We start from the raw sequence: 18,980 nt of genomic DNA on the forward strand, positions 1-18,980 counted from the left end.
GCTGATGCCAGCACGCCCTTGCCGGAACATTTTTCCACTTTGTGAACTGGTTCACATATCCCCGCGAGAATCCCGGGCATCCTGTAATTCACCGGATGGCGTGAGCCGATTTCAATATCCGGGGCTGGCAAGGTCGTTGACGGTATACTGCGTCGACGGCCTTGTTCTTTTCGGGGCTTCCGTCAACTACCGCAGCCACATGATCTTCAATAGCTGACCGACGCCTGCAATGACACGCGCCAGGCCCCGGTACGGCTGTGCAGCCCGTGTGATGGCAGGCCACAGAAATCGCGCGCAGTACGCCACTGCGCGCGATGCTGTCGAAATCGGCTAACCGACCCGACCGCTCTTGCGATACGGCTTGGACATCCGATGCGACTTCGGCATCCTCTGTTCGATCTCCCAGAACAACCAGACGAAGGCCGCAGCCAAACCAATCACGATACAAATGAATAACAACGTCAATGTCGGGACTGTGAGCATGTTCAACATCCCTGATACAATGCCAGCGGCATACCAGCGGATGGATCAAAATACGGCTCCGGTTCTGGAAAACGCCCGAGCGTATAGCCCCCGCGATTTGCCCTTCGAAGTGCTCGACGCTTTCGGCGTCGGATCCTCGCGGATCCCGGGTCAAATCTAGAACGAGTTCTCGGGGCTGGCTGGTGCTATTTTGCTCGCTGCCTGCGACCGGAGGTCGCTCGGGCATGGATTCAGCAGCCGCGGCAAATACCCTTCATCTTGCGATCGACCGTCTTGTTTTCTTCGTTGATCACAGCATCATCGGTTGAACTGCCCGGTCTGGCCGAGCCGGTCGTCACGCCCCGGCCTGACGACTGGGCGGTGCCGGCAGTATTGGTGCCAGGCGGGGGCGGCGGCGCGAGCCTGGATGGATTTGCGGTGCCGCTCGGATCTTGGCCAGCATTGTTCAACCCACCCGGAGTCGTAGGACTTGGCGACACGCCGGTAACACCTGGCGTACCCACACCGGCCGAGCCTGCGCCCGGTGAGCCTGTGGTCCCGGGGCTGCCGGCGGATGTCCCGCCGGCGCTCTGTGCAAATGAAGTGACCGGCGATATCAGGATTGTGATCGCCGCGACAGCGGCGGCTGCAGACGCCAGCTTCATCGGAAATCTCCTTTATCTTTCAGAAGCAACGACAGCGCGCTGGCCTTGTTCCGGCCGGAACGATTCCACTGCCAGATCATTCATTCACATCCGCTCGACGGTCGGAGTGGTGACGCTTTGCGCAAATTGATTGCCTTCGACGATGACACGCTCGACAAGCTCAAGCAGCTTGCACGTGACCGGATGGCGACCTTTCAGGAACTGGCTGACGAAGCCTTTGCGGACCTCTTGAAGAAGCACGGCATCCCCATCGACCTCAAGGACGCGCTGCGGAAAAGCGCAGCCGCTTCGAACGAAGCGACGCCGAAAAGAACCAGATCGAAAACCCGAAAGGCGGCATCATGAATTCCGACCCGGACCCTTTCGAGCAAGGCCAGCGCGCCGCGCGCCAGAACATTCCGGCAGAAGCCAATCCATACCGGGATGGCAGCGAGGAGCATGCGCTCTGGGCCGCCGGCCATGAAAAGGTCGCCGGCCCTCGCGAGGCGAACGAAAGTGAGGGCGGCTGAGCCGCCAGCGATCGTTACGCCGCAGCTTCGGTCCGGACCACAACATCGGTCTGGCCGGTCCGCTCCTCGACCATGCTCACGAATAAATGGGACTTGCGTTCGGGCCCGCCGATCTGAAGCCGCCGCACCGCGATGATGCGCCGGCCCTTAACGGGGTTATCGACGGTATCGACGATCGCTTCGAGCTGCTGCTTGCGCTCCAGCAACTGCCTATCGCGCCGTTCGATCAATTCTGCAGCCGACTCCGGAAACAGCTCGCGGGCTGTTTTCCCCATGATCTCCGCGCGCGACATGCCGATCATTTCCTCGGCCGCCTTGTTGACGAACAGGTACCGCAGATTGCGCGCGTCCTTGACGAGAATCCCCTCGGGTATGTTTTCGACGATCGCGGCCAGGAACTCTTCCGTCCGCTCCAGAATGGCTTGACCTTTCCTTTGTGCGGTAACGTCTTCCTGCACCGACACCCAGCCGCCGCCGTCCATCGGCCGCTCGTGGATCTTGATCACGCGGCCATCGGTGAGGCTGATTTCATAAGAGGTCGGCTGCCGTTTTCCGATGCGATCGATGATCGCGGCGAGATATTGCTTTATGTCGCCGTCGAACAGTCCGCTGTCGGCCCGATGCTGCAGTATTTCCTCCAGCGACGATCCCGCTTTGATCTTCACCGGCAGGCTGTAGAGTTTTCGATATTGGTGGTTCAGCGCCAGGACCTGCGCCTTGCCGTCGAGCATGATCAAGCCTTGCGGCATGCTGTTGATGGCCGCAGTCAATTGCCATTTGGTCGCTTGGTACTTATCGTTGAACTTGTCGCGCTCATCCATGGCTGCATCGCGCTGTTTCGCGGTACCGATCTTGAGCTCCTCGAGCTCGACGTTGCGGATCACGGCGTCACGAAAATTCTGCACGGCATAAGCCAGTCGCCCGATCTCGTCGGCGCGGGCATAATGCGGAATATGGCTATTGACCTTGCCGGCAGCGATCCGGTCGGTCGCCTCGGTGATTTCGTGTAGCGGCTCGATGACGGACCGCCGCATCACGAGCACATTGAGCGCGGCAAAGATCAGCGCGCCGAGTCCGAGCGCGAACAGGTACCAGGCCGCATAGCGGCCCTGGTCGCCGAGATCCGCAGCCTCGACGGTGCGTTCATTGTAGATCCGCGCCAGCGCCTCGAGGTCGTAGTTGAGCTGGGTCCGCAAGCTGCGGTTGGCGTCGTTGTCGCCCCATTCGCGGCCTGCCGCCGGGCTGATGTCGACCGCACGCCGCACGAGTTCCCTGCGGAATTCGATGAACTGGTCGATGCGTCGCTTGAAGGCCGTGAATTGCTCGACGTCGTCGGCGCGGACTGTCTTCTGCCACCGCTCCATCACCCCGGCCAGTTCGCGGCTACGCTTTAAGAGCTCGTCGGCGTACCCCTTCACCTTCGCCCGTTCCGTGGACATGTAGATTCCACGCGATTCCATGACGATGGCGTAGATCAAGCCGTTCGCCTGGCTGACATTGGCGGCGGCCTGGGCCGACGACGCCTGCAGGTGCCGATATCCGGTTTGCCGCCGCACCGACTGGATCGACATCACCATCAGCACGACGGTGACGACCATCAACCCGGCAGCGATGCCGTAGATTTTCTCGGCAACGCTGAGATCGCTCGTCCAACCGACTAGTCCAGCCATCATTCTCTTCATCGGTCCGAGGTCGGGCCTTCAGGATTGCTGAATCCGTTGGCCATCGCTCCAGAACGATGGAGCCTAAGCCGCCAGCACTATCATAGGCTAAGGTTACAACCGGTAGTAATACGGGATGCCGCCAGGGAACCACGGTTCCCTGCATGACATTTAGCGACGCGTGAGCGAGATATTGCTCGGAGGCTTGTTCTCGCGAGAGCGCCCGAGACGGAAAACCAGGGAAGGCCGCCTTCAGCCGATCTTCTTCAGTCCGTTTTTGAACCGCGGTCCGTTGAGCGCGTAGAATTTCGCAGCACTTCCCATCGCCGTTACCTGCTCGGGCGACAAGGTGCGGATCACGCGCGCGGGCGAGCCGATGATCAGGGAATATTCGGGATATTCCTTGCCTTCGGTGATGACCGATCCCGCACCGACGATGCTGCCGCGGCGTATCTTCGCGCCGTTCATGACGATCGAGCCCATGCCGACCAGCGCGTCGTCTTCGAGCGTGCAGCCATGCAGGATGACATTGTGACCGACGGTGCAGTTCTTGCCGATCGTCAGCGGAAAGCCGCGGTCGGTGTGGCAGGTGGAATTGTCCTGCACGTTGGAGCCCTCGCCGATCTCGATCCACTCATTGTCGCCGCGCAGCACCGCGCCGAACCACACGCTGGCCGAATCCAGAAGGCGCACCTTTCCGATCACGACGGCGGTGTCTGCGATGAAATAGTTTCCATTTGCGGGGAGTTCAGGCCCCTGTCCGTCGAGTTCGTAGATCGCCATAACAAAAGATCTCCGTTGGCGGAGACCTTGGCACAGCCCCAGGCAGCGGATCAAGCGAACAGCTCGCAAGCCTCAGGCCAACACGCCCGCGGCTCGCAGCGTCATCAGGAAGAACGTGCCGGACATCATGCTCCAGAAGCCTGAAAGCACGGTCGCCATCATCACGAATTCGAAGCGACGGCGCTCGATCTTCGCGCCGCGTAGCGTATTGCGCATGATGATGAAGGGTGCGGCAAAAACCAGAAACGGCACGGCCGCAAATGTCTTCGGTGCCACGCCTTCCCCAAGCAGCCCGAATCCCGCCGGCCGCGCTGCCATCGCCTGATAGCCGCTGGCGAGCGCGCCTGCGAGCGCAAAGCCGATGCACAGGGAGAACAGGGAATTCAACGCATCGGGCGACATGACAACTTCCCGTACTCGACGAACCGCTCCCTGCTTTCGCAAAATTGGCCGGCCGCCGCCACAGTATCCTTAAGGAAGGGTTAACAACGAACCGCCGGGACCTCGTTTGCGCATGGCTGCAGGGCCCGGAACTCCCGTGAAATCATGCGGAAACCACATTGCCCATGGCATATTCGCGGGATGATTCGCCTTAGTTCTCGGGATCGTGCCCGAGTCTCGAACCCGACCGATGCCTCGTTCATGACCCTGCTTTCGACGGCCCAGCACCTTGCCCGCGACACCCGCAGGGATCCGCGCTCGCAAATGATGCTCATCATGGTCGTGGTAATCATCACCGCGGGCGCCGTCGCGCTGGTGGCCTATTTGTTGTGGCCAACCTGGGTGGCGCGGCCCGCCAGCGCTCCGGGCCGGTTGCCGGTCAGCGTCGGCGCCACGCTCTTCAACGTGCCGACAGCAGCGATCCGCCGCAAGATCCAGCGCCACTCCGGTCCGCAGGAGCGGGTCGATCTCAGTTTCGTCTTCCCGTCGCTTGAACCGCCGGATGCGCCGAAGCACGTCACCGCCGATACGATCGAGGAGAAGGTGCAGCCGATCGACCGGATCTTCCTGTCGATATCGGCCCACCACGACACGCTGCCGCCGGACACGCGGGTGCGCACGATCTATCCGCGCTACCTCGAACAGAAGGCAACACCGATCGACGACGCATTGACGATGCGCGCGTTCCGCGACGGCTCGCCCTACGCCAACGAGGACCTGTTCTCTGCCGGCGCACCGAGCCTCAACGCGCGTTGCACCCGCGACGGCCTGACTCCTGGCATGTGCCTGAGCGAGCGTCGCGTCGACGGTGCCGACCTGACGTTCCGCTTTCCGCGGAGCTGGCTGTCGCAATGGCGCGACGTTGCTAATGCGATGGACCGCCTGACGGCGCAAATGCGCGGGCCGAAGGACTAGGCCGATTTCGTAGTTCGTAAGGTGGGCAAAGGCGCAATTGCGCCGTGCCCACCATAACAACTCACAACACGGGGAAGACAACTGGTGGGCACGCGAAGCCTGTCATGGGGCGCGCATCGCGCGACCCGTTGGCTTTGCCCACCTACGGCTCCGCGCGACGACGCACGCACCCTATCCCAGGTCGGCGAGATCTTCTTCGAGGATCGCCATCTGAAACTGGAACGAGCGATCATCGTCCTCGTCATCGACGAACAGCACGCCGATGAATTCCTCACCGATATAGACTTCGGCGGAGTCGTCCTTTTTCGGCCGCGGCACGACGCGGATCTTGGGATTGCCGAATACGCGCTTGAGATAAGCGTCGAGCTTCCTGACTTCCTGAACGTCCACAGCAGTCTCCAATCGGATTCTTCAAATTTCCGGGGAGGTTTTAGGACGAGACGGCGCCAACCGCCAGAGCCTTTTCGGTTCTGATTGGATCAGAACCGAGGCTCTCTTCCTTGTTTTGACGCGTTTTCTTCACGCTTCGCTTGAAAACGCTATGCGCATAACTTCACAAAGATCGGCCGCAGAATACGCGCAAAATCAAAGTCCGATAGCGCCGAGCATCTGATCCATGGTGCGCGACGGCTCCGCGCAGCCTGCCTCGCCGACGATCTTCGCGGGGACGCCGGCCACCGTGACATTGTGCGGCACCGGCTTGACCACCACCGAGCCCGCGGCAATGCGCGCGCAATGGCCGATCTCGATATTGCCAAGAATTTTGGCGCCTGCCCCGATCAGCACGCCGCGCCTGATCTTCGGATGACGATCCTCGTTCTCCTTGCCGGTGCCGCCGAGCGTGACGCCGTGCAGGATCGAAACGTCGTCATCGATCACGGCGGTCTCGCCGCAGACGAAGCCGGTCGCGTGATCGAGGAAAATGCCGCGGCCGATTTTGGCGGCGGGGTTGATATCGGTCTGAAACACCGCCGATGAACGGCTCTGCAGATAATAGGCAAAATCCTTGCGGCCCTTTTGATAGAGCCAGTGCGCCAGGCGATGGGTCTGCAGCGCGTGAAAGCCCTTGAAGTAGAGTAGCGGATCAATGAAGCGCGAGGTTGCGGGATCGCGGTCGTAGACCGCGACCAGATCGGCGCGGAACGCATTGCCGAGATCTGGCTCGTCGCGCAGCGCCTCGTCATAGGTCTGCCGGATCAAATCGCCGGATAGCGCCGAATGATCGAGCCGCTCGGCGAGACGATGCACCACCGATTCCTCCAGGCGCTCGTGATGCAGCACGGTCGAATAGAGGAAGGAAGCAAGCTCCGGCTCGCGGTGGACGATGTCCTCCGCCTCGCCCCTGATGCGGTCCCAGATCGGATCGAGTGCGGCGAGCTTCGACGCTTGCGGATTGACCTGATGCACTGCCATGATTGCTCTCGCAAATTCCCTGGTTACGTTGCTACTATAGCACGGCGGGCGGACTTCTGTCCCGGGCAGGCGCAGGCCAGCGTAAACCGCCTCCGAATGCCGTGGGGGTCAGTTCAAGGTGGTCAGCGGTATCAGGAAATCAAGCCGGCGGGCCTGCGACTATTGGTGAATTTCGGCGGACCTGCCATTCGGCGGATGCTGTCCAGATGGGGGGAAGCCACATCAGCACGCAGATATTGCGGGCGCGTACCGCTGCGAATTCGCGCTCGGCCTGGATCGCCGCCATCGCCATCCCATTGATGTTGCTGGCCCCTGCCCTGTGGAATGGCTATCCCCTGCTCCAGTGGGACACCGGCGGCTATCTGGCCCGCTGGTACGAGGGCTACCTGGTCCCCAGCCGCTCCACCACATTCGGCCTCTATCTTCACTTCGGCGAGGATTCGAGCTTCTGGATCAACCTCGGGATCAACGCGCTGGCGACGCTGTGGATCCTGCAGTTAACGCTGCGCGTGCTCGGTATCTCCGAGCCGTTGCGGCTCCTGGCCATGAGCTTCGTGCTGGCCCTGACCACCTCGCTGCCTTTTCTTGCCAGCACGCTCCTGACCGACATTTTCGCCGGATTGTCGGTGCTTTCGCTCTTCATCCTGGTAGTGCTTGGCGAGTGGACTTCGATCCCGGAAAAATGCCTGCTGTTCGGCCTCACCGCTTTCGCCGCGGCGACCCACAGCGCGACGCTCGCGGTGCTGCTCGGACTGTGCTGCGTCGGCTGGATCGCGCGTCCCTTTCTGCGCGGGCGGATTTCCGTTTCCGGATTGACGCAGGGCAGCCTGACCATCGTCGCCGGAGCTGCGCTGTTGCTGTCGACCAATTTCGCATTATCCGGGAAGCTGGCGTGGACGCCGGGCGGTTACGGCGTGGCGTTCGCTCGGATGCTGCAGGACGGCATCGTCGCGCAGTATTTGCGAGATCATTGCCCGAAGCAGAATTTCAAGCTCTGCCCCTATCGAGACAAGCTGCCGGCCACCGCCGACCAGTTTCTGTGGGGCAACAGCATGTTCAACACGCTTGGCCGCTTTCAGGGACTGAACGACGAGATGCGCTTTATCGTGTTGCATTCGCTGGCCGAATATCCGGCCTGGCAGGCCAAGGCGGCAGCCATCGCCACTGCGCAGCAATTCGTCTACGTCGGGACCGGTGAAGGCACCGACGGCTGGCTCGGCCATACCTACGGCATCATCGAGCGCTTTCTTCCTGCACAGGTGGAGCCGATGCGCGCGGCGCAACAGCAGCGCTGGCACTTCGACTTCACCGCAATCAACCGGATTCACATTCCCGTTGCGCTGGCGTCGATGCTGCTGGCCGCCATCCTGTTCGGCCGCGGCGTGGTGCGCCGACCGTTCGACGATCTCACCTTGCTCGCCGGCACGGTCTCGTTCGCGCTGCTCGGCAATGCTTTCATCTGCGCCGTGATATCCGGTCCGCACGATCGCTACGGCGCGCGGCTGGGGTGGCTTGCGACCACGGTGGTGCTGATCGCGGCCATCAGGCAATTCGCCGGTGAAGACGCGCGCGACCGCTCATTGCCGTCGCGACAGGAAATCGATGACACCGACTTTGTAGACCTTGTCGCCGACCGCGCGCATATGATCGCGGTTCGGAATGTCGAGCACCTCGGCGCCCGGAATGATCTTTCCGAGCGCCGCGGCTGAGCCGGCGATTTCATCCCTGGTGCCGACCGCAATCAGGACCGGCACGCGGATCTCGGCGGCTTCATCCGATGTCATCAGCCGCCGCGAGCCGCGCAGGCAAGCGGCAAGCGCGCGGTGGTCGGATCGCGTCTGATCGGCGAAGGCGCGAAAGGTGCGGCCGACCGGATCGATGACGTCCTCCAGCGACGGGGCTTCCAGCGCGATCGCCACGTTCTCGCCGGGACCGCCGCCCTCGATCAGTCCGATCCCGATGCCGCCGAGGATCGCCGAGCGCAGCCGCTGCGGCTGCTCGCGCGCCAGGACCGCCGTCATTCGCGATCCCAGCGAATAGCCCATGATGTCCGCGCGCTCGATTCCCAGATAATCCAGCAGCGCGATGACGTCACTTGCCATGATCGCAATTTCGTAAGCAGCGGAATCGTAGAGCTTATCGGAATCGCCATGGCCGCGATTGTCGAGCGCGATCACGCGGCGGCCGTCTTTCCTCAAATCGGAAACCCAGGTCGGATAAACCCAATTCACGTTCTTGCTGGAGGCAAAGCCATGCACGAGGACGATCGGATCGCCCTCGCCTTCGTCGAGATAAGCAATTTCGACAGCGCCGTTGTGAAAACTCGGCATCATCAGTTCCATTTTTCGGGGGATCGGAAATGGACGGCCTTGCAATGACTGCAAGTCTAGCCGTGTGCGGCAGCGCCCGCCAGGACCGGGGCGGCCGGCAAGCATGCTGCCGCCGCCTCCTTTCTCAAGCGCCGCGCTTTCTTGCGGCGAAGCCACGCTTGGGTCGCCCGCTCGGTGGTCGCCTTGATCGACGACAGAAATCCGAACAGCGCCAATAGCGCACCGAATACCCACATCGTTAGATTGAAAGCGCCGGTTGCCAGCAGCAGCGCGCTGCGGCCGAGCACCTTCAAGATCGCGCGGGTCTGGCCGCCCTTGGATTCGGCAAGCCGCGCAGCGCGGGCGATGTCCTTCGGGCCTTGCGCGATGCGCAGTGCGTCGAGCGCGCCACGCGTGCCGGCCTTTTCGCCGACGCGTCCGACATCTTTCGCCAGCCGCACCAGCGCACCGGCTTTCTCGGCGCGGAACGCTGCCTTGATTGCGCTGATGGTCTGGCCCGGCCGCAGCACCGAACCTTTCGCGACCGCCTGCTGCAGGACCGGCGCATCGACGACCTCGCGCACCGAGCGGCCTGCCCATTGCGTCAGCCCCTCGCCCAGACGTCCGACCCTGCGGGCACTCTTGACCATGCTGAGGCCGGCGCGCACCGGACCAACACCCCCGATGGAGACGTAGGTCGCGGCGGTCACCGCGAGCCCGACCGTCGCCAGGCCCAGCACCAGCCGGTCCACGTCCTCGCCCGTAGCCAGGTGCTTGCCTTCGCGAACAACGTCCCTGATATCGCCGTAGACGAAGAGGTCGCCGGCAACCGTACCCGACAGGCTTGCGACATCGTCGGCATTGCCGACCACGAAACCCGTGGCAAAGCGCTTGGCAAAATGCGATGCCGAACCTGCGTCGGTAACGGCATCGCTGACGCGCTTCGATAGTTCGTCGCTGACGGCAATGCCTTTGTCGCGGGCGAGTTCGATGAAGCTGTTGGCGAGATCGGAATCGCCCTCCGCGAGCGCTGCCTCGATATGGCTGGCGACCAGCGCCTGGTTGGCCCGCAACGCGGAGTTGATCTGGACGTCGGCCAGTGTCGCGGGATCGTCCTGCGCGGCCAGAATGGCGCCGGCCTCGCGGGCATGCGGCCACAGCGCCGCGGATACCGCCACGCTGAGCGCCAAGCATCCTAGCGCCCCTGCCAGAGCCGAACCGAACCGCAATCGCCTCATCCAAAAAAGTCCAATGTTTTCGCCTTTCTCAAGATGGTATGCCGTTTTTACGACACAACTGCCTCGACGAAAGAAGGGCTTTTCTCCGACGACAAGATTGTGTCGAATTTGCATGAGCAAATGTGCGGCGGGGACATCCCGAATCGGCTCTAGGAATCATCGGCACCCCCCACTATGGTGCGCGGCATTTCGAAGCCGTCGCGTTGATTGCGTGCGCTCATCGTTGAAATCCAAGGTGAAGCTGATGTCCGACCATGTCGTCCCGCATTTCCATAACGACGCCGGAGTCTCGGTAATCGAGATCGGCTCGCAGGAATTCATGTGCGTGGGCGCCAAGCCGCCGTTCGATCATCCCCACGTGTTTCTCGATCTTGGCAACGACAACGAGATCATCTGCCCCTATTGCTCGACGCTGTACCGCTTTGCCCCCGACCTCGCCGCAGGCGAAGCCCGCCCGCCCGAATGCGTCCTGAGGGACAAGGTCGCCTGACCTTTCGGTGGCCGCCGCGCGCACCATCATCGTTGCTGGTGCCGGGATCGGGGGACTGACGGCAGCGCTTTCGCTCGCAGCCAAAGGCTTCCGCGTCATCATTCTGGAAAAGGCCGAGCGGCTGGAGGAAGCCGGCGCCGGCTTGCAGCTTTCGCCAAACGCCAGCCGGATCCTGGTCGACCTCGGCCTGCGGCCGCGCCTTGCGCCACGCGCCGTGACACCCGAGGCCATTAGCATCGTGAGCGCGCGTGCGGGCGGTGAGATCGCCCGCCTGCCGCTCGGCGAGGCCGCCGGCCTTCGCGCCGGCGCGCCCTATTGGGTGATGCACCGCGCCGACCTGCAAGGCGCCCTGCAGGCAGCGGTCAACGACCATCCGGACATCGACCTGCGGCTTGGTTGCCAGTTCGAAGACGTGACCTCGCACGCCAAGGGGCTGACCGTGGTGCAGCGGCGCGGCAATGCACGCCAACAGGAGTTGGCGGCGGCGCTGGTCGGCGCCGACGGCATCTGGTCCGCGGTGCGGAACCATTTGTTACCGGAGGTGCAACCGCAGTTTTCCGGCCTGATCGCCTGGCGCGGAACCCTCGATGCGACCGCGCTGCCGCGCGAATATACCGCTGCCCGCGTGCAGCTCTGGATGGGACCGGACGCGCATCTGGTCGCCTACCCGATCTCGGCCGCGCGGCAGATCAACGTGGTCGCTATCGTGCCGGGAACCTGGAACAGGCCGGGCTGGAGCGCGCCGGGCGATGCCAACGAACTGAGAAACGCGTTCGCCTCGCAGCGCTGGCCCGCGACCGCGCGGATGCTGATCGGGGCCGTCGACGAGTGGCGGCGCTGGGCGCTGTTCACGCTGCCCGGTGTCGGCGAATGGACCGACGGTGCGATCGCGCTGCTCGGCGACGCTGCGCACGCGATGCTGCCGTTTGCCGCGCAAGGTGCGGGAATGGCGATCGAGGATGCCGCCGTGCTCGCCAAATGCTTGAGCGAAAGCCCCTGCGATCCTGTCGCAGGCATCCCGGCGGCACTGAAGCGTTATGGCCGGCAGCGGCGCGGCCGCGTGCTGCGGGTGCAGCGTGCGGCCCGACAACAGGGACGCATCTATCATCTCACCGGACCGCTGGCGCTGGCGCGCGACCTCGCGATCAAGGCGATGGGCCCGGAGCGCATGCTGGCACGGCAGGACTGGATTTATAATTGGCGGCTGTAGAGCGAAGTTCGAGGCCGCACCCGACAACGTTCTAATTTGCCGCCCGGCTTGCCTTCGTACGACCCTTGGCAACGGGAGCCGGCGTGATCGACGGCGGGACCGGCGCCGGCCTGGCTTCCGGTTTCGGTTCCTGACACCTGTTCTTCTGCCAGGCTTCATCGGCCAGCTTCGACTGTCCGCGCAACGCGATGTAGTCGTTACGATAGGCGACCTCCGCCACCACGGGACCGGCGACGCCAGTTTCGGCCTTGGTCATCAGCCCCTGCAACTCCGCGGTGCGCGCCGCGAGGCTCTTGCGCTCGGTCTCGAGCTGCTTGCAATCGTACAGATCGTATTTGGCGGGATCGGCAAAGGCCGGCGAAATGGTGTCGCTGATGCCGGCGCAACCGGACAGGCCGGCTCCGAGCGCAACCAGCGCCGACGCCGCGAGGCTGCGCGAGAATAACCGGCGATGGGACAGCGAGTTGGGCATCGGACCTTCGTTAAGTCGATAATCTTGAGATTGCCTAAAGCTCGCCGCAGGTAAACACCCCAAGTGTCCGCATTGAGGCTTTGCTTCTACGCCCGCGCTCACTTAAAGGTGGGGAGCGTTTGGGCCGGAGGTTATCCCAATTTCACTTCTCCGGAAAACGCGCTAAGTATCTGATCTTCTGGTGAAAGCGGGCGTGGCGAAATGGTAGACGCAAGGGACTTAAGCATTTGAGTGCTCTTGGGGAAACCCAAGCTGTAGAACTGCTCAAATTCGGGGAAACCTGTCATATGGCAATCCCGAGCCAAGCGCCCGAACCTAACGGTTAGTGCGAAGGTGTAGAGACTAGACGGGCAGCACCTAAAGGCGCGAACGCGCCAATGGTGAAGGTATAGTCCAGACCACAAACGAACCAGCGCGGATGCCCACGCTGGCGAGGCGGCGAAAGCCGTAGCTGGTAAGAAAATCCCTCGGAGGATGACCTCTGTGCCGGTTCGAGTCCGGCCGCCCGCACCAGCCTTCGCTCGCGAAGCGAGTGAGGGCTGCCACGCCGAAGCCGACAGGCGAAGGCGGGCTTTGCGTCCGCGAGCTACGGCTTGGTAAGCCACCCTGGCGAGCAAAGCGAAAGCGTGGACCGATCAGGGGAGACTGGGGGATCACATTGCCGCAAATTCATCTGTTCGAAATGCGCCGGCTGGAGATGCTGAGCAACACCATCTTCGGCGTTGCCATGACCCTGCTCGCCTATGACCTGCCGAAAGCCTCTAGTTTTACGCAAGCGCCCGACTGGCACGACGTGCTTCGCGTCTATGCCCAGCCCGTCATCGCGCTGACGATCAGCTTCGTCGTCGCCGGCCTGTTCTGGTTCAGCCATCACCGGCGGCTTGCGATAGCGCCGGAAGCCGGCCGCGGCGTGGTGTTCCTCAATCTGTTCTTTCTGCTGTCGATCATCATCCTGCCGGTGACGAACGGCCTCTACGGCAGCTACTGGCTCGATGGCGTGGTCGCGGTGATCTATGGAATCCACCTGACCGTGATCGCCTCGCTGAACGCGCTGTTGTGGATTCTGGCGCTGCGAGGACGCAGCGATCCGCAATTGCTGGTGACGGCGCTGTTTCCGGTTGTCGTGTTCGTGATCGGTATCGGTGCGGCCTTCGTCGCACCAAGTGTTGCGCATTTCATCTGGTGCGTGGCGTTTCTTGCGCCACTGGCAGGCTGGGTTGCCGCGCGTCGCTCCGCCTAGCGCACCTTCGCCTTGCTCAGCGTAAGCAGCCGGCTCGCCTCCTCCGCAATCGCCCGCTCCATCTTTTCCTGAAATTCCTTGCGCGGCAGGCCCGGCGCGATCGGCGGCAGGAAGGACAGCGTGACGGTGCCGGAGTGCATGATCAGCGTCTTCTTGCCCCAAAACAGTCCGGAATTGCACGCGGCCGGCACGACTGATGCTTCGAGGTTGGTATAGAGCGCCGAGATGCCAGCGGACTGGAATCTCATCGGCTCATCGATCGCCTGGCGGGTGCCTTGCGGAAACAGCAAGACCTGACGGCCCTCGCCGGTCGCGCGCCTGGCTTCATCGACCATCTGGCGCAGCGCATGGCGTCCCGCCGAGCGATCGACCAAAATCATCGGATAGCGCTCCAGGAACCAGCCGACGAACGGCACCTTGCGCAGTTCTTTCTTGGCGACGATGCTGGCGTTCGGGAAAAGCGCGCAGAGCGCCGCGGTTTCCCACAGCGACTGATGATTGCAGGCGATGATGCAGGGACCGTCGGGCACGTTCTCGCGGCCCTGCACCGTGTAATCGAGGCCTACGACATGCTTCATCAGAAACAAGATGCCGTTGACCCAGACCTGCGAAACCGCACGCACCGTCGCGCCGCTGGCATTGAACAGCCACATGAACGGCACCGTCAGCGACACGGCAAGCGTCAGGATTACCACCGCCGTATCGAATATGATCGACCTCAAATAGTGCAACGATTGTCCCCTTAGGCATCCGGTCGCGCCTCCCAATACAGCACTTTTCAGCCGTTGCACAATTCCATCATCGGCCGGCCGGATTTGTCTCCCTAGGATGGTCGGATGCCGGCCTATGAACAAATCACCATCGCGCCGCATCTTGTGTTCGACACTATCGCCGCGGGCACGCCCGGTGCGCCGCTGGTGCTGTTGCTGCACGGCTTTGCGGAATCGATGCATTGCTGGCGTGCGCAGGTGACGGCGCTCGGCGATATGGGCTATTGCGCCATTGCGCCGAGCCAGCGCGGCTACTCGCCGGGCGCACGGCCCGATCCACGGGAATTTTCGCACTACCTGATCGACCGCCTGATGGACGACGCCATGGCGATTGTGGCGGCTGCCGGCCATGGCAACGCGCGGTTTCATCTGGTCGGCCACGACTGGGGCGGCAGCATCGCCTGGGGCATCGCCGACCGCCATCCCGAGCGGGTGGCGTCGCTCACCGTTCTCTCGCGGCCGCACCCGAACGCATTCAACCGCGCGCTGGCAACCGACGGCGAGCAGGCGCAGCGCTCAAAGCATCACAAGGCGTTTTTGGAGCCGGATGCCGCCGATGTCGTGCTCGCGAACGATGCCAAATGGCTGCGCGAGCGTCTCGCCGCCAATGGCGTTCCCTCTGATGCGATCGAGAGGCATCTTGCCGTGCTCGGCAACAAGGACGCGATGGAAGCAGCGCTCGCATGGTATCGCGCACGCGGCGCGATCCGCAGCCCGCTCGGTCCGATCCGCGCGCCGACGCTCTATATCTGGGGCGACGCCGACGACACCGTCGGTCGCGCCGCCGCCGAAGGCACGGTGGATTTCATCGCCGCGCCCTATCGTTTCGAGGTGCTGCCCGGCATCGGACATTTTGCGGCAGATCAGGCGCCGGAGCGTGTGTGCGAATTGTTGCTGGAACATCTGGCCGCGCATCCAGCGTGAGGAACGCAACGCCCGCAAAAATGTTGTCGTGCACAAAAATGGAGTATGACAACATGACAAGTGAAAAAGATCGAGAAAAGGCTGCAGCCGAGCGCAAGCAAGCGCGAGATCAGCGCTCGCCGTCGCCGCCATCGCCGCAAGTCTCTCCGCCGCTTGAGAATGACGGCCCGGAGCTGGTACGCGATACCCACTGCTGACGACGAAAATCAAAACGCGACGGAGGAACAGTCCTCCGTCGCGTTTGCTTGATGTTCGACTTAAGGCGAACCGCCCTACTCGCTCTTGTCAATGTTCCAGAAGACCGGCGTTGCCGGGCCGTCGAGCACACCGGTCAGCGACTTCCGCCACGCGCTCGGCGTGAGGTATTGGCCGAGCGGGATATAGATCACCTGCTCATAGGCTTCCTTCTGGATCTCTGCGGCGATCTTCTTTTGCTCCTCCGGCGAAGAAGAGCGCGCGAACTTGTCCTTCAGCTCCTCGATCTTGGCGCTTTCTGCCCAGCCGAACCAGCCGCCCTTGGTGCCGCGGCCGCCGATCGAGGCGTTTGCGATCGGGTTCATCACGTCGGCGCCGACCCAGTTGGTGAAGAACATGTTCCAACCTCCCTCCTTCGGAGGCTTCTGGCTGGCGCGGCGCGCTACCACGGTCTGCCAGTCGGTGGCCTGCAGATCGACCTTGAAGCCGGCGTCGCGCAACAACTGCGCCGCGACAATCGGCTGCGCCTTCAGCGTGACCACGTCGCCAGGCGCCATGATCACGACGGGGGTGCCGTCGTAGCCGGATTCGGCAAGCGCCTTTTTGGCTTCCGCCATGCTGCCGCCCTTGGTCAGATTTCCTGAACCTTCCTCGGTCGCCAGCGGCGTGCCGCAGACGAAGAACGCGCCGCAGGTCTTGTAGTATTCGGGATTGCCGACCAGCGCATCCAGCACGTTCTTCTGGTTCATCGCCAGCAACGCAGCACGGCGAACCTTGACGTTATCGAACGGCGGGTGGAGGAAATTCATCCGGCCGAGCGTCTGGAAGCCGAGCTTGTTCAATATCTCGATCTTGATGTCTTTGTTGGCGGCGACCACCGGCAACAGGTCGAAGGACGGAGTCTCTACGAAATCAATGTCGCCCGACTGCAGCGAGTTCACCGCGGTCTGCGCATCCGGCATGGTGATCCACTCGACGCGATCGACCTTCACCACCTTGCCGCCGGAGGTCCAGCTCGCCGGCTCCTTGCGCGGCACGTAGTCGGCGTTCTTTTCATAGACCGCCTTTACGCCCGGCTGGAATTCAGCCTGCACGAACTTGAAGGGGCCGGATCCCACCTGCTCCTTGATCTGCTGACCGGCGGGCGTTTCCGCGAGCCGCTTCGGCATCATGAACGGTGTGTAGGACGACGGCTTGCCGATCGATTCCAGCACCAGGCCGTAGGGCTCCTTTAGTTTCAGCGCGAAGCTCTTGGCGTCGATCGGCTCGATGCTGGCGGTAAAGTCCATCAGCTTCTGGCCCATATTGTCGTTCCTGCCCCAGCGCTTCAGCGAGGCGACGCAATCCTCCGCCGTCACTGGCGTGCCGTCATGCCACTTCAAGCCGTCGCGCAAGGTGAAGGTGTAAGTCAGCTTGTCATCTGAGACTTTCCAGTCCGCCATCTGCGGCTGGACCTTGAAGTTGGAATCGGTCGCCAGCAGCGTGTCGTAGACCATGTAGCCGTGGTCGCGCGTGATGTAGGCTGTGGTGAACCCGGGATCGATGACGCGCAGGTCCGAATGCATCACGGCGGTGATGGTCTTCTTGCTGGCGGCCGTGGCCTGCGAAGTCGGGCCCAGCGACGTCAGCGCCGCCGACAGCGCAAGCACCGACAAAGCAGTCGCTATCGTGGGACGTTTCCAACGCATGATGTGGAACATTCGATCTCCTCCTGACGTGAAACTGTTCAAAGTCCGCTGATTCATTATGCATGCGGTTCGTTATTTGGGCGAACTAACACGCTGTAAATCCTGACTATTTGAAGACTTGCATCAAGCGCGCGGCGCGTCAATCCGCTTTGAGGTGGCCACGGCGCTGCGGATACCGCGGGACGCGCGTTCATGTTTCACTTTACAAATCCGCGCGAGATCATTCTCGTACACTTCGGGGCCGGTGCCCTGTCGGTCGAAACCCAAGATTAAGAAAACCAAAGGAAGTCCATGAACCCAGCCAATCTTCCCTTTGATTCCGAGGCCATGCTGCAGGGGTTGCGCGGCTGGGTGGAGTGCGAAAGCCCGACCTGGGACAGGGCTGCGGTGGAACGCATGCTCGACCTCGCCGCGCGCGACATGGCCATTATGGGTGCGACCATCGAGCGCATCGCCGGCCGCCAGGGATTTGCCGGCTGCGTCCGCGCCCGCTTTCCGCATCCGAAGCAAGGCGAGCCCGGCATCCTGATCGCCGGCCACATGGATACCGTCCACCCCGTTGGCACCATCGAAAAGCTGCGATGGCGGCGCGAAGGCAACAAATGCTTCGGCCCCGGCATCTTCGACATGAAGGGCGGCAATTACCTCTCGCTGGAAGCGATCCGGCAATTGGCCCGCGCCGCGTTCACCACGCCGCTGCCGATTACGGTGCTGTTCACGCCCGACGAGGAAGTCGGCACGCCCTCGACCCGAGACATCATCGAGGCAGAAGCCGCGCGCAACAAGTACGTGCTGGTGCCGGAGCCCGGACGGCCCAACAATGGCGTCGTCACCGGACGCTATGCGATTGCGCGCTTCAATCTCGAAGCCGTCGGCAAGCCGAGCCATGCCGGCGCCACGCTTTCTTCCGGCCGTTCCGCGATCCGCGAAATGGCACGCCAGATTATCGCAATCGACGGCATGACGACCGAAGATTGTACGTTCTCGGTCGGCATCGTGCATGGCGGCCAGTGGGTCAATTGCGTCGCCACCACCTGCACCGGCGAAGCGCTGAGCATGGCCAAGCGCCAGGCCGATCTCGATCGCGGCGTCGAGCGCATGCTGGCGCTGTCATGCACCAGCAACGACGTCACGTTCACGGTAACCCGCGGCGTCACCCGTCCGGTGTGGGAACCAGATGCCGGCACCATGGCGTTATACGAAAAGGCGCGCGGGATTGCCGCGCAGTTGGGCCTCGAACTGCCCCATGGCAGCGCCGGTGGCGGATCCGACGGCAATTTTACCGGCGCCATGGGCATACCGACGCTCGATGGCTTGGGCGTCCGCGGCGCCGATGCGCATACGCTGAACGAGCATATTGAAGTAGACAGCCTCGCCGAACGCGGGCGCCTGATGGCGGGACTTTTGGCGACGCTGGAGTGAGGCGGTCCCTCCGCCGTCATTGCGAGCGAAGCGAAGCAATCCATGCATCAGCGCACGCGGAAGAGTGGATTGCTTCCTCGCGGAGCCTGTCATCGGGCGCGCATTCGCGCAACCCGTTGGCTTCTCGCAATGACGCGGGGGACATGTCGGCCCCGAACCGATTAGCTGCATCG

Annotated in this window: 19 protein-coding genes and 1 pseudogene; 9 read left to right on the plus strand and 11 right to left on the minus strand. The window is 62.6% G+C overall.

Features of this window, described 5'->3' with window-relative positions; all coding sequences use genetic code 11:
- Nucleotides 1-713 precede the first annotated feature (713 nt).
- Nucleotides 714-1,127 (minus strand): hypothetical protein, encoded by a 414-nt coding sequence (locus CQ13_RS44465; protein ID WP_057843884.1) that lies wholly within the window; start codon nt 1,125-1,127, stop codon nt 714-716.
- 117 nt (nt 1,128-1,244) lie between these two features.
- On the opposite strand from CQ13_RS44465, the gene CQ13_RS16370 reads away from it, so the two are divergent.
- Together CQ13_RS16370 and CQ13_RS44470 are read left to right on the plus strand one after the other, a co-directional pair.
- On the plus strand, nt 1,245-1,472 hold the full coding sequence (locus tag CQ13_RS16370; RefSeq protein WP_057843885.1) for a hypothetical protein: 228 nt from the start codon (nt 1,245-1,247) through the stop codon (nt 1,470-1,472).
- The gene (locus CQ13_RS44470) at nt 1,469-1,636 is read left to right on the plus strand and encodes a hypothetical protein (protein WP_171578151.1); all 168 of its coding nucleotides are present in this window, start codon (nt 1,469-1,471) and stop codon (nt 1,634-1,636) included. The genes CQ13_RS16370 and CQ13_RS44470 overlap by 4 nt, the downstream gene beginning before the upstream one ends.
- 14 nt (nt 1,637-1,650) lie before the next feature.
- Here CQ13_RS44470 and CQ13_RS40180 read toward each other — a convergent pair whose 3' ends face one another.
- The 3 genes from CQ13_RS40180 to CQ13_RS16385 all read right to left on the minus strand — a co-directional run bounded on the left by CQ13_RS40180 (nt 1,651) and on the right by CQ13_RS16385 (nt 4,482).
- Nucleotides 1,651-3,306, minus strand: a complete 1,656-nt coding sequence (locus CQ13_RS40180) for a PAS-domain containing protein (RefSeq protein WP_156433712.1) — start codon at nt 3,304-3,306, stop codon at nt 1,651-1,653.
- Nucleotides 3,307-3,549: 243 nt separating this feature from the next.
- Entirely contained in the window at nt 3,550-4,080 is a 531-nt protein-coding gene (locus CQ13_RS16380) for a gamma carbonic anhydrase family protein (RefSeq protein WP_057843886.1), read from the minus strand.
- A gap of 72 nt (nt 4,081-4,152) precedes the next feature.
- A complete protein-coding gene (locus tag CQ13_RS16385) occupies nt 4,153-4,482 on the minus strand; it encodes a DUF6949 family protein (protein ID WP_028349167.1) in 330 nt (109 codons plus the stop codon).
- Between the two features lie 306 nt (nt 4,483-4,788).
- Here CQ13_RS16385 and CQ13_RS16390 point away from each other — a divergent pair, with 306 nt between their 5' ends.
- On the plus strand, nt 4,789-5,436 hold the full coding sequence (locus tag CQ13_RS16390) for a hypothetical protein (protein WP_156433714.1): 648 nt from the start codon (nt 4,789-4,791) through the stop codon (nt 5,434-5,436).
- Nucleotides 5,437-5,607: 171 nt separating this feature from the next.
- Here the strand turns inward: CQ13_RS16390 and CQ13_RS16395 are convergent, their stop codons facing one another.
- Nucleotides 5,608-5,826, minus strand: a complete 219-nt coding sequence (locus tag CQ13_RS16395; protein WP_057843888.1) for a DUF3126 family protein — start codon at nt 5,824-5,826, stop codon at nt 5,608-5,610.
- 195 nt (nt 5,827-6,021) lie between these two features.
- Nucleotides 6,022-6,849: a serine O-acetyltransferase gene (gene cysE / locus CQ13_RS16400; RefSeq protein WP_057843889.1), complete on the minus strand. Its 828-nt coding sequence runs from the start codon at nt 6,847-6,849 to the stop codon at nt 6,022-6,024.
- A gap of 206 nt (nt 6,850-7,055) precedes the next feature.
- On the opposite strand from cysE, the pseudogene CQ13_RS16405 reads away from it, so the two are divergent.
- A pseudogene (locus tag CQ13_RS16405) lies at nt 7,056-8,411 on the plus strand (hypothetical protein); the annotation flags it as partial.
- Between the two features lie 15 nt (nt 8,412-8,426).
- On the opposite strand, the gene CQ13_RS41120 reads toward CQ13_RS16405, so the two are convergent.
- Together CQ13_RS41120 and CQ13_RS16415 are read right to left on the minus strand one after the other, a co-directional pair.
- A complete protein-coding gene (locus CQ13_RS41120; protein ID WP_082637503.1) occupies nt 8,427-9,179 on the minus strand; it encodes an alpha/beta fold hydrolase in 753 nt (250 codons plus the stop codon).
- A gap of 56 nt (nt 9,180-9,235) precedes the next feature.
- Nucleotides 9,236-10,396, minus strand: a complete 1,161-nt coding sequence (locus CQ13_RS16415; RefSeq protein WP_057843892.1) for a hypothetical protein — start codon at nt 10,394-10,396, stop codon at nt 9,236-9,238.
- 244 nt (nt 10,397-10,640) lie between these two features.
- Here CQ13_RS16415 and CQ13_RS16420 point away from each other — a divergent pair, with 244 nt between their 5' ends.
- Nucleotides 10,641-10,886, plus strand: coding sequence for a zinc-finger domain-containing protein (locus CQ13_RS16420; protein ID WP_057843934.1), 246 nt, complete (start codon nt 10,641-10,643; stop codon nt 10,884-10,886).
- Between the two features lie 7 nt (nt 10,887-10,893).
- Nucleotides 10,894-12,096, plus strand: a complete 1,203-nt coding sequence (locus tag CQ13_RS16425) for an FAD-dependent monooxygenase (RefSeq protein WP_057843893.1) — start codon at nt 10,894-10,896, stop codon at nt 12,094-12,096.
- A gap of 31 nt (nt 12,097-12,127) precedes the next feature.
- On the opposite strand, the gene CQ13_RS16430 is transcribed toward CQ13_RS16425, so the two are convergent.
- A complete protein-coding gene (locus CQ13_RS16430) occupies nt 12,128-12,568 on the minus strand; it encodes a hypothetical protein (protein ID WP_057843894.1) in 441 nt (146 codons plus the stop codon).
- Nucleotides 12,569-13,220: 652 nt separating this feature from the next.
- Between CQ13_RS16430 and CQ13_RS16435 the strand changes: the two genes are divergently transcribed.
- Nucleotides 13,221-13,808, plus strand: a complete 588-nt coding sequence (locus CQ13_RS16435; protein ID WP_082637504.1) for a TMEM175 family protein — start codon at nt 13,221-13,223, stop codon at nt 13,806-13,808.
- On the opposite strand, the gene CQ13_RS16440 is transcribed toward CQ13_RS16435, so the two are convergent.
- Nucleotides 13,805-14,539, minus strand: coding sequence for a lysophospholipid acyltransferase family protein (locus tag CQ13_RS16440; RefSeq protein ID WP_057843896.1), 735 nt, complete (start codon nt 14,537-14,539; stop codon nt 13,805-13,807). The genes CQ13_RS16435 and CQ13_RS16440 overlap by 4 nt on opposite strands.
- Before the next feature lie 105 nt (nt 14,540-14,644).
- Here CQ13_RS16440 and CQ13_RS16445 point away from each other — a divergent pair, with 105 nt between their 5' ends.
- Nucleotides 14,645-15,502, plus strand: a complete 858-nt coding sequence (locus tag CQ13_RS16445) for an alpha/beta fold hydrolase (protein ID WP_057843897.1) — start codon at nt 14,645-14,647, stop codon at nt 15,500-15,502.
- A 272-nt stretch (nt 15,503-15,774) separates the two neighbouring features.
- Here CQ13_RS16445 and CQ13_RS16450 read toward each other — a convergent pair whose 3' ends face one another.
- Nucleotides 15,775-17,397 (minus strand): ABC transporter substrate-binding protein, encoded by a 1,623-nt coding sequence (locus CQ13_RS16450; RefSeq protein ID WP_057843898.1) that lies wholly within the window; start codon nt 17,395-17,397, stop codon nt 15,775-15,777.
- Between the two features lie 279 nt (nt 17,398-17,676).
- Here CQ13_RS16450 and CQ13_RS16455 point away from each other — a divergent pair, with 279 nt between their 5' ends.
- Complete coding sequence (locus tag CQ13_RS16455) at nt 17,677-18,807, plus strand: M20/M25/M40 family metallo-hydrolase (RefSeq protein ID WP_057843899.1); 1,131 nt, start codon at nt 17,677-17,679, stop codon at nt 18,805-18,807.
- The last annotated feature ends 173 nt before the right edge of the window (nt 18,808-18,980 follow it).

Origin of the sequence: Bradyrhizobium retamae (genome assembly GCF_001440415.1) — a bacterium.
Taxonomy (GTDB): Bacteria; Pseudomonadota; Alphaproteobacteria; order Rhizobiales; family Xanthobacteraceae; genus Bradyrhizobium; species Bradyrhizobium retamae.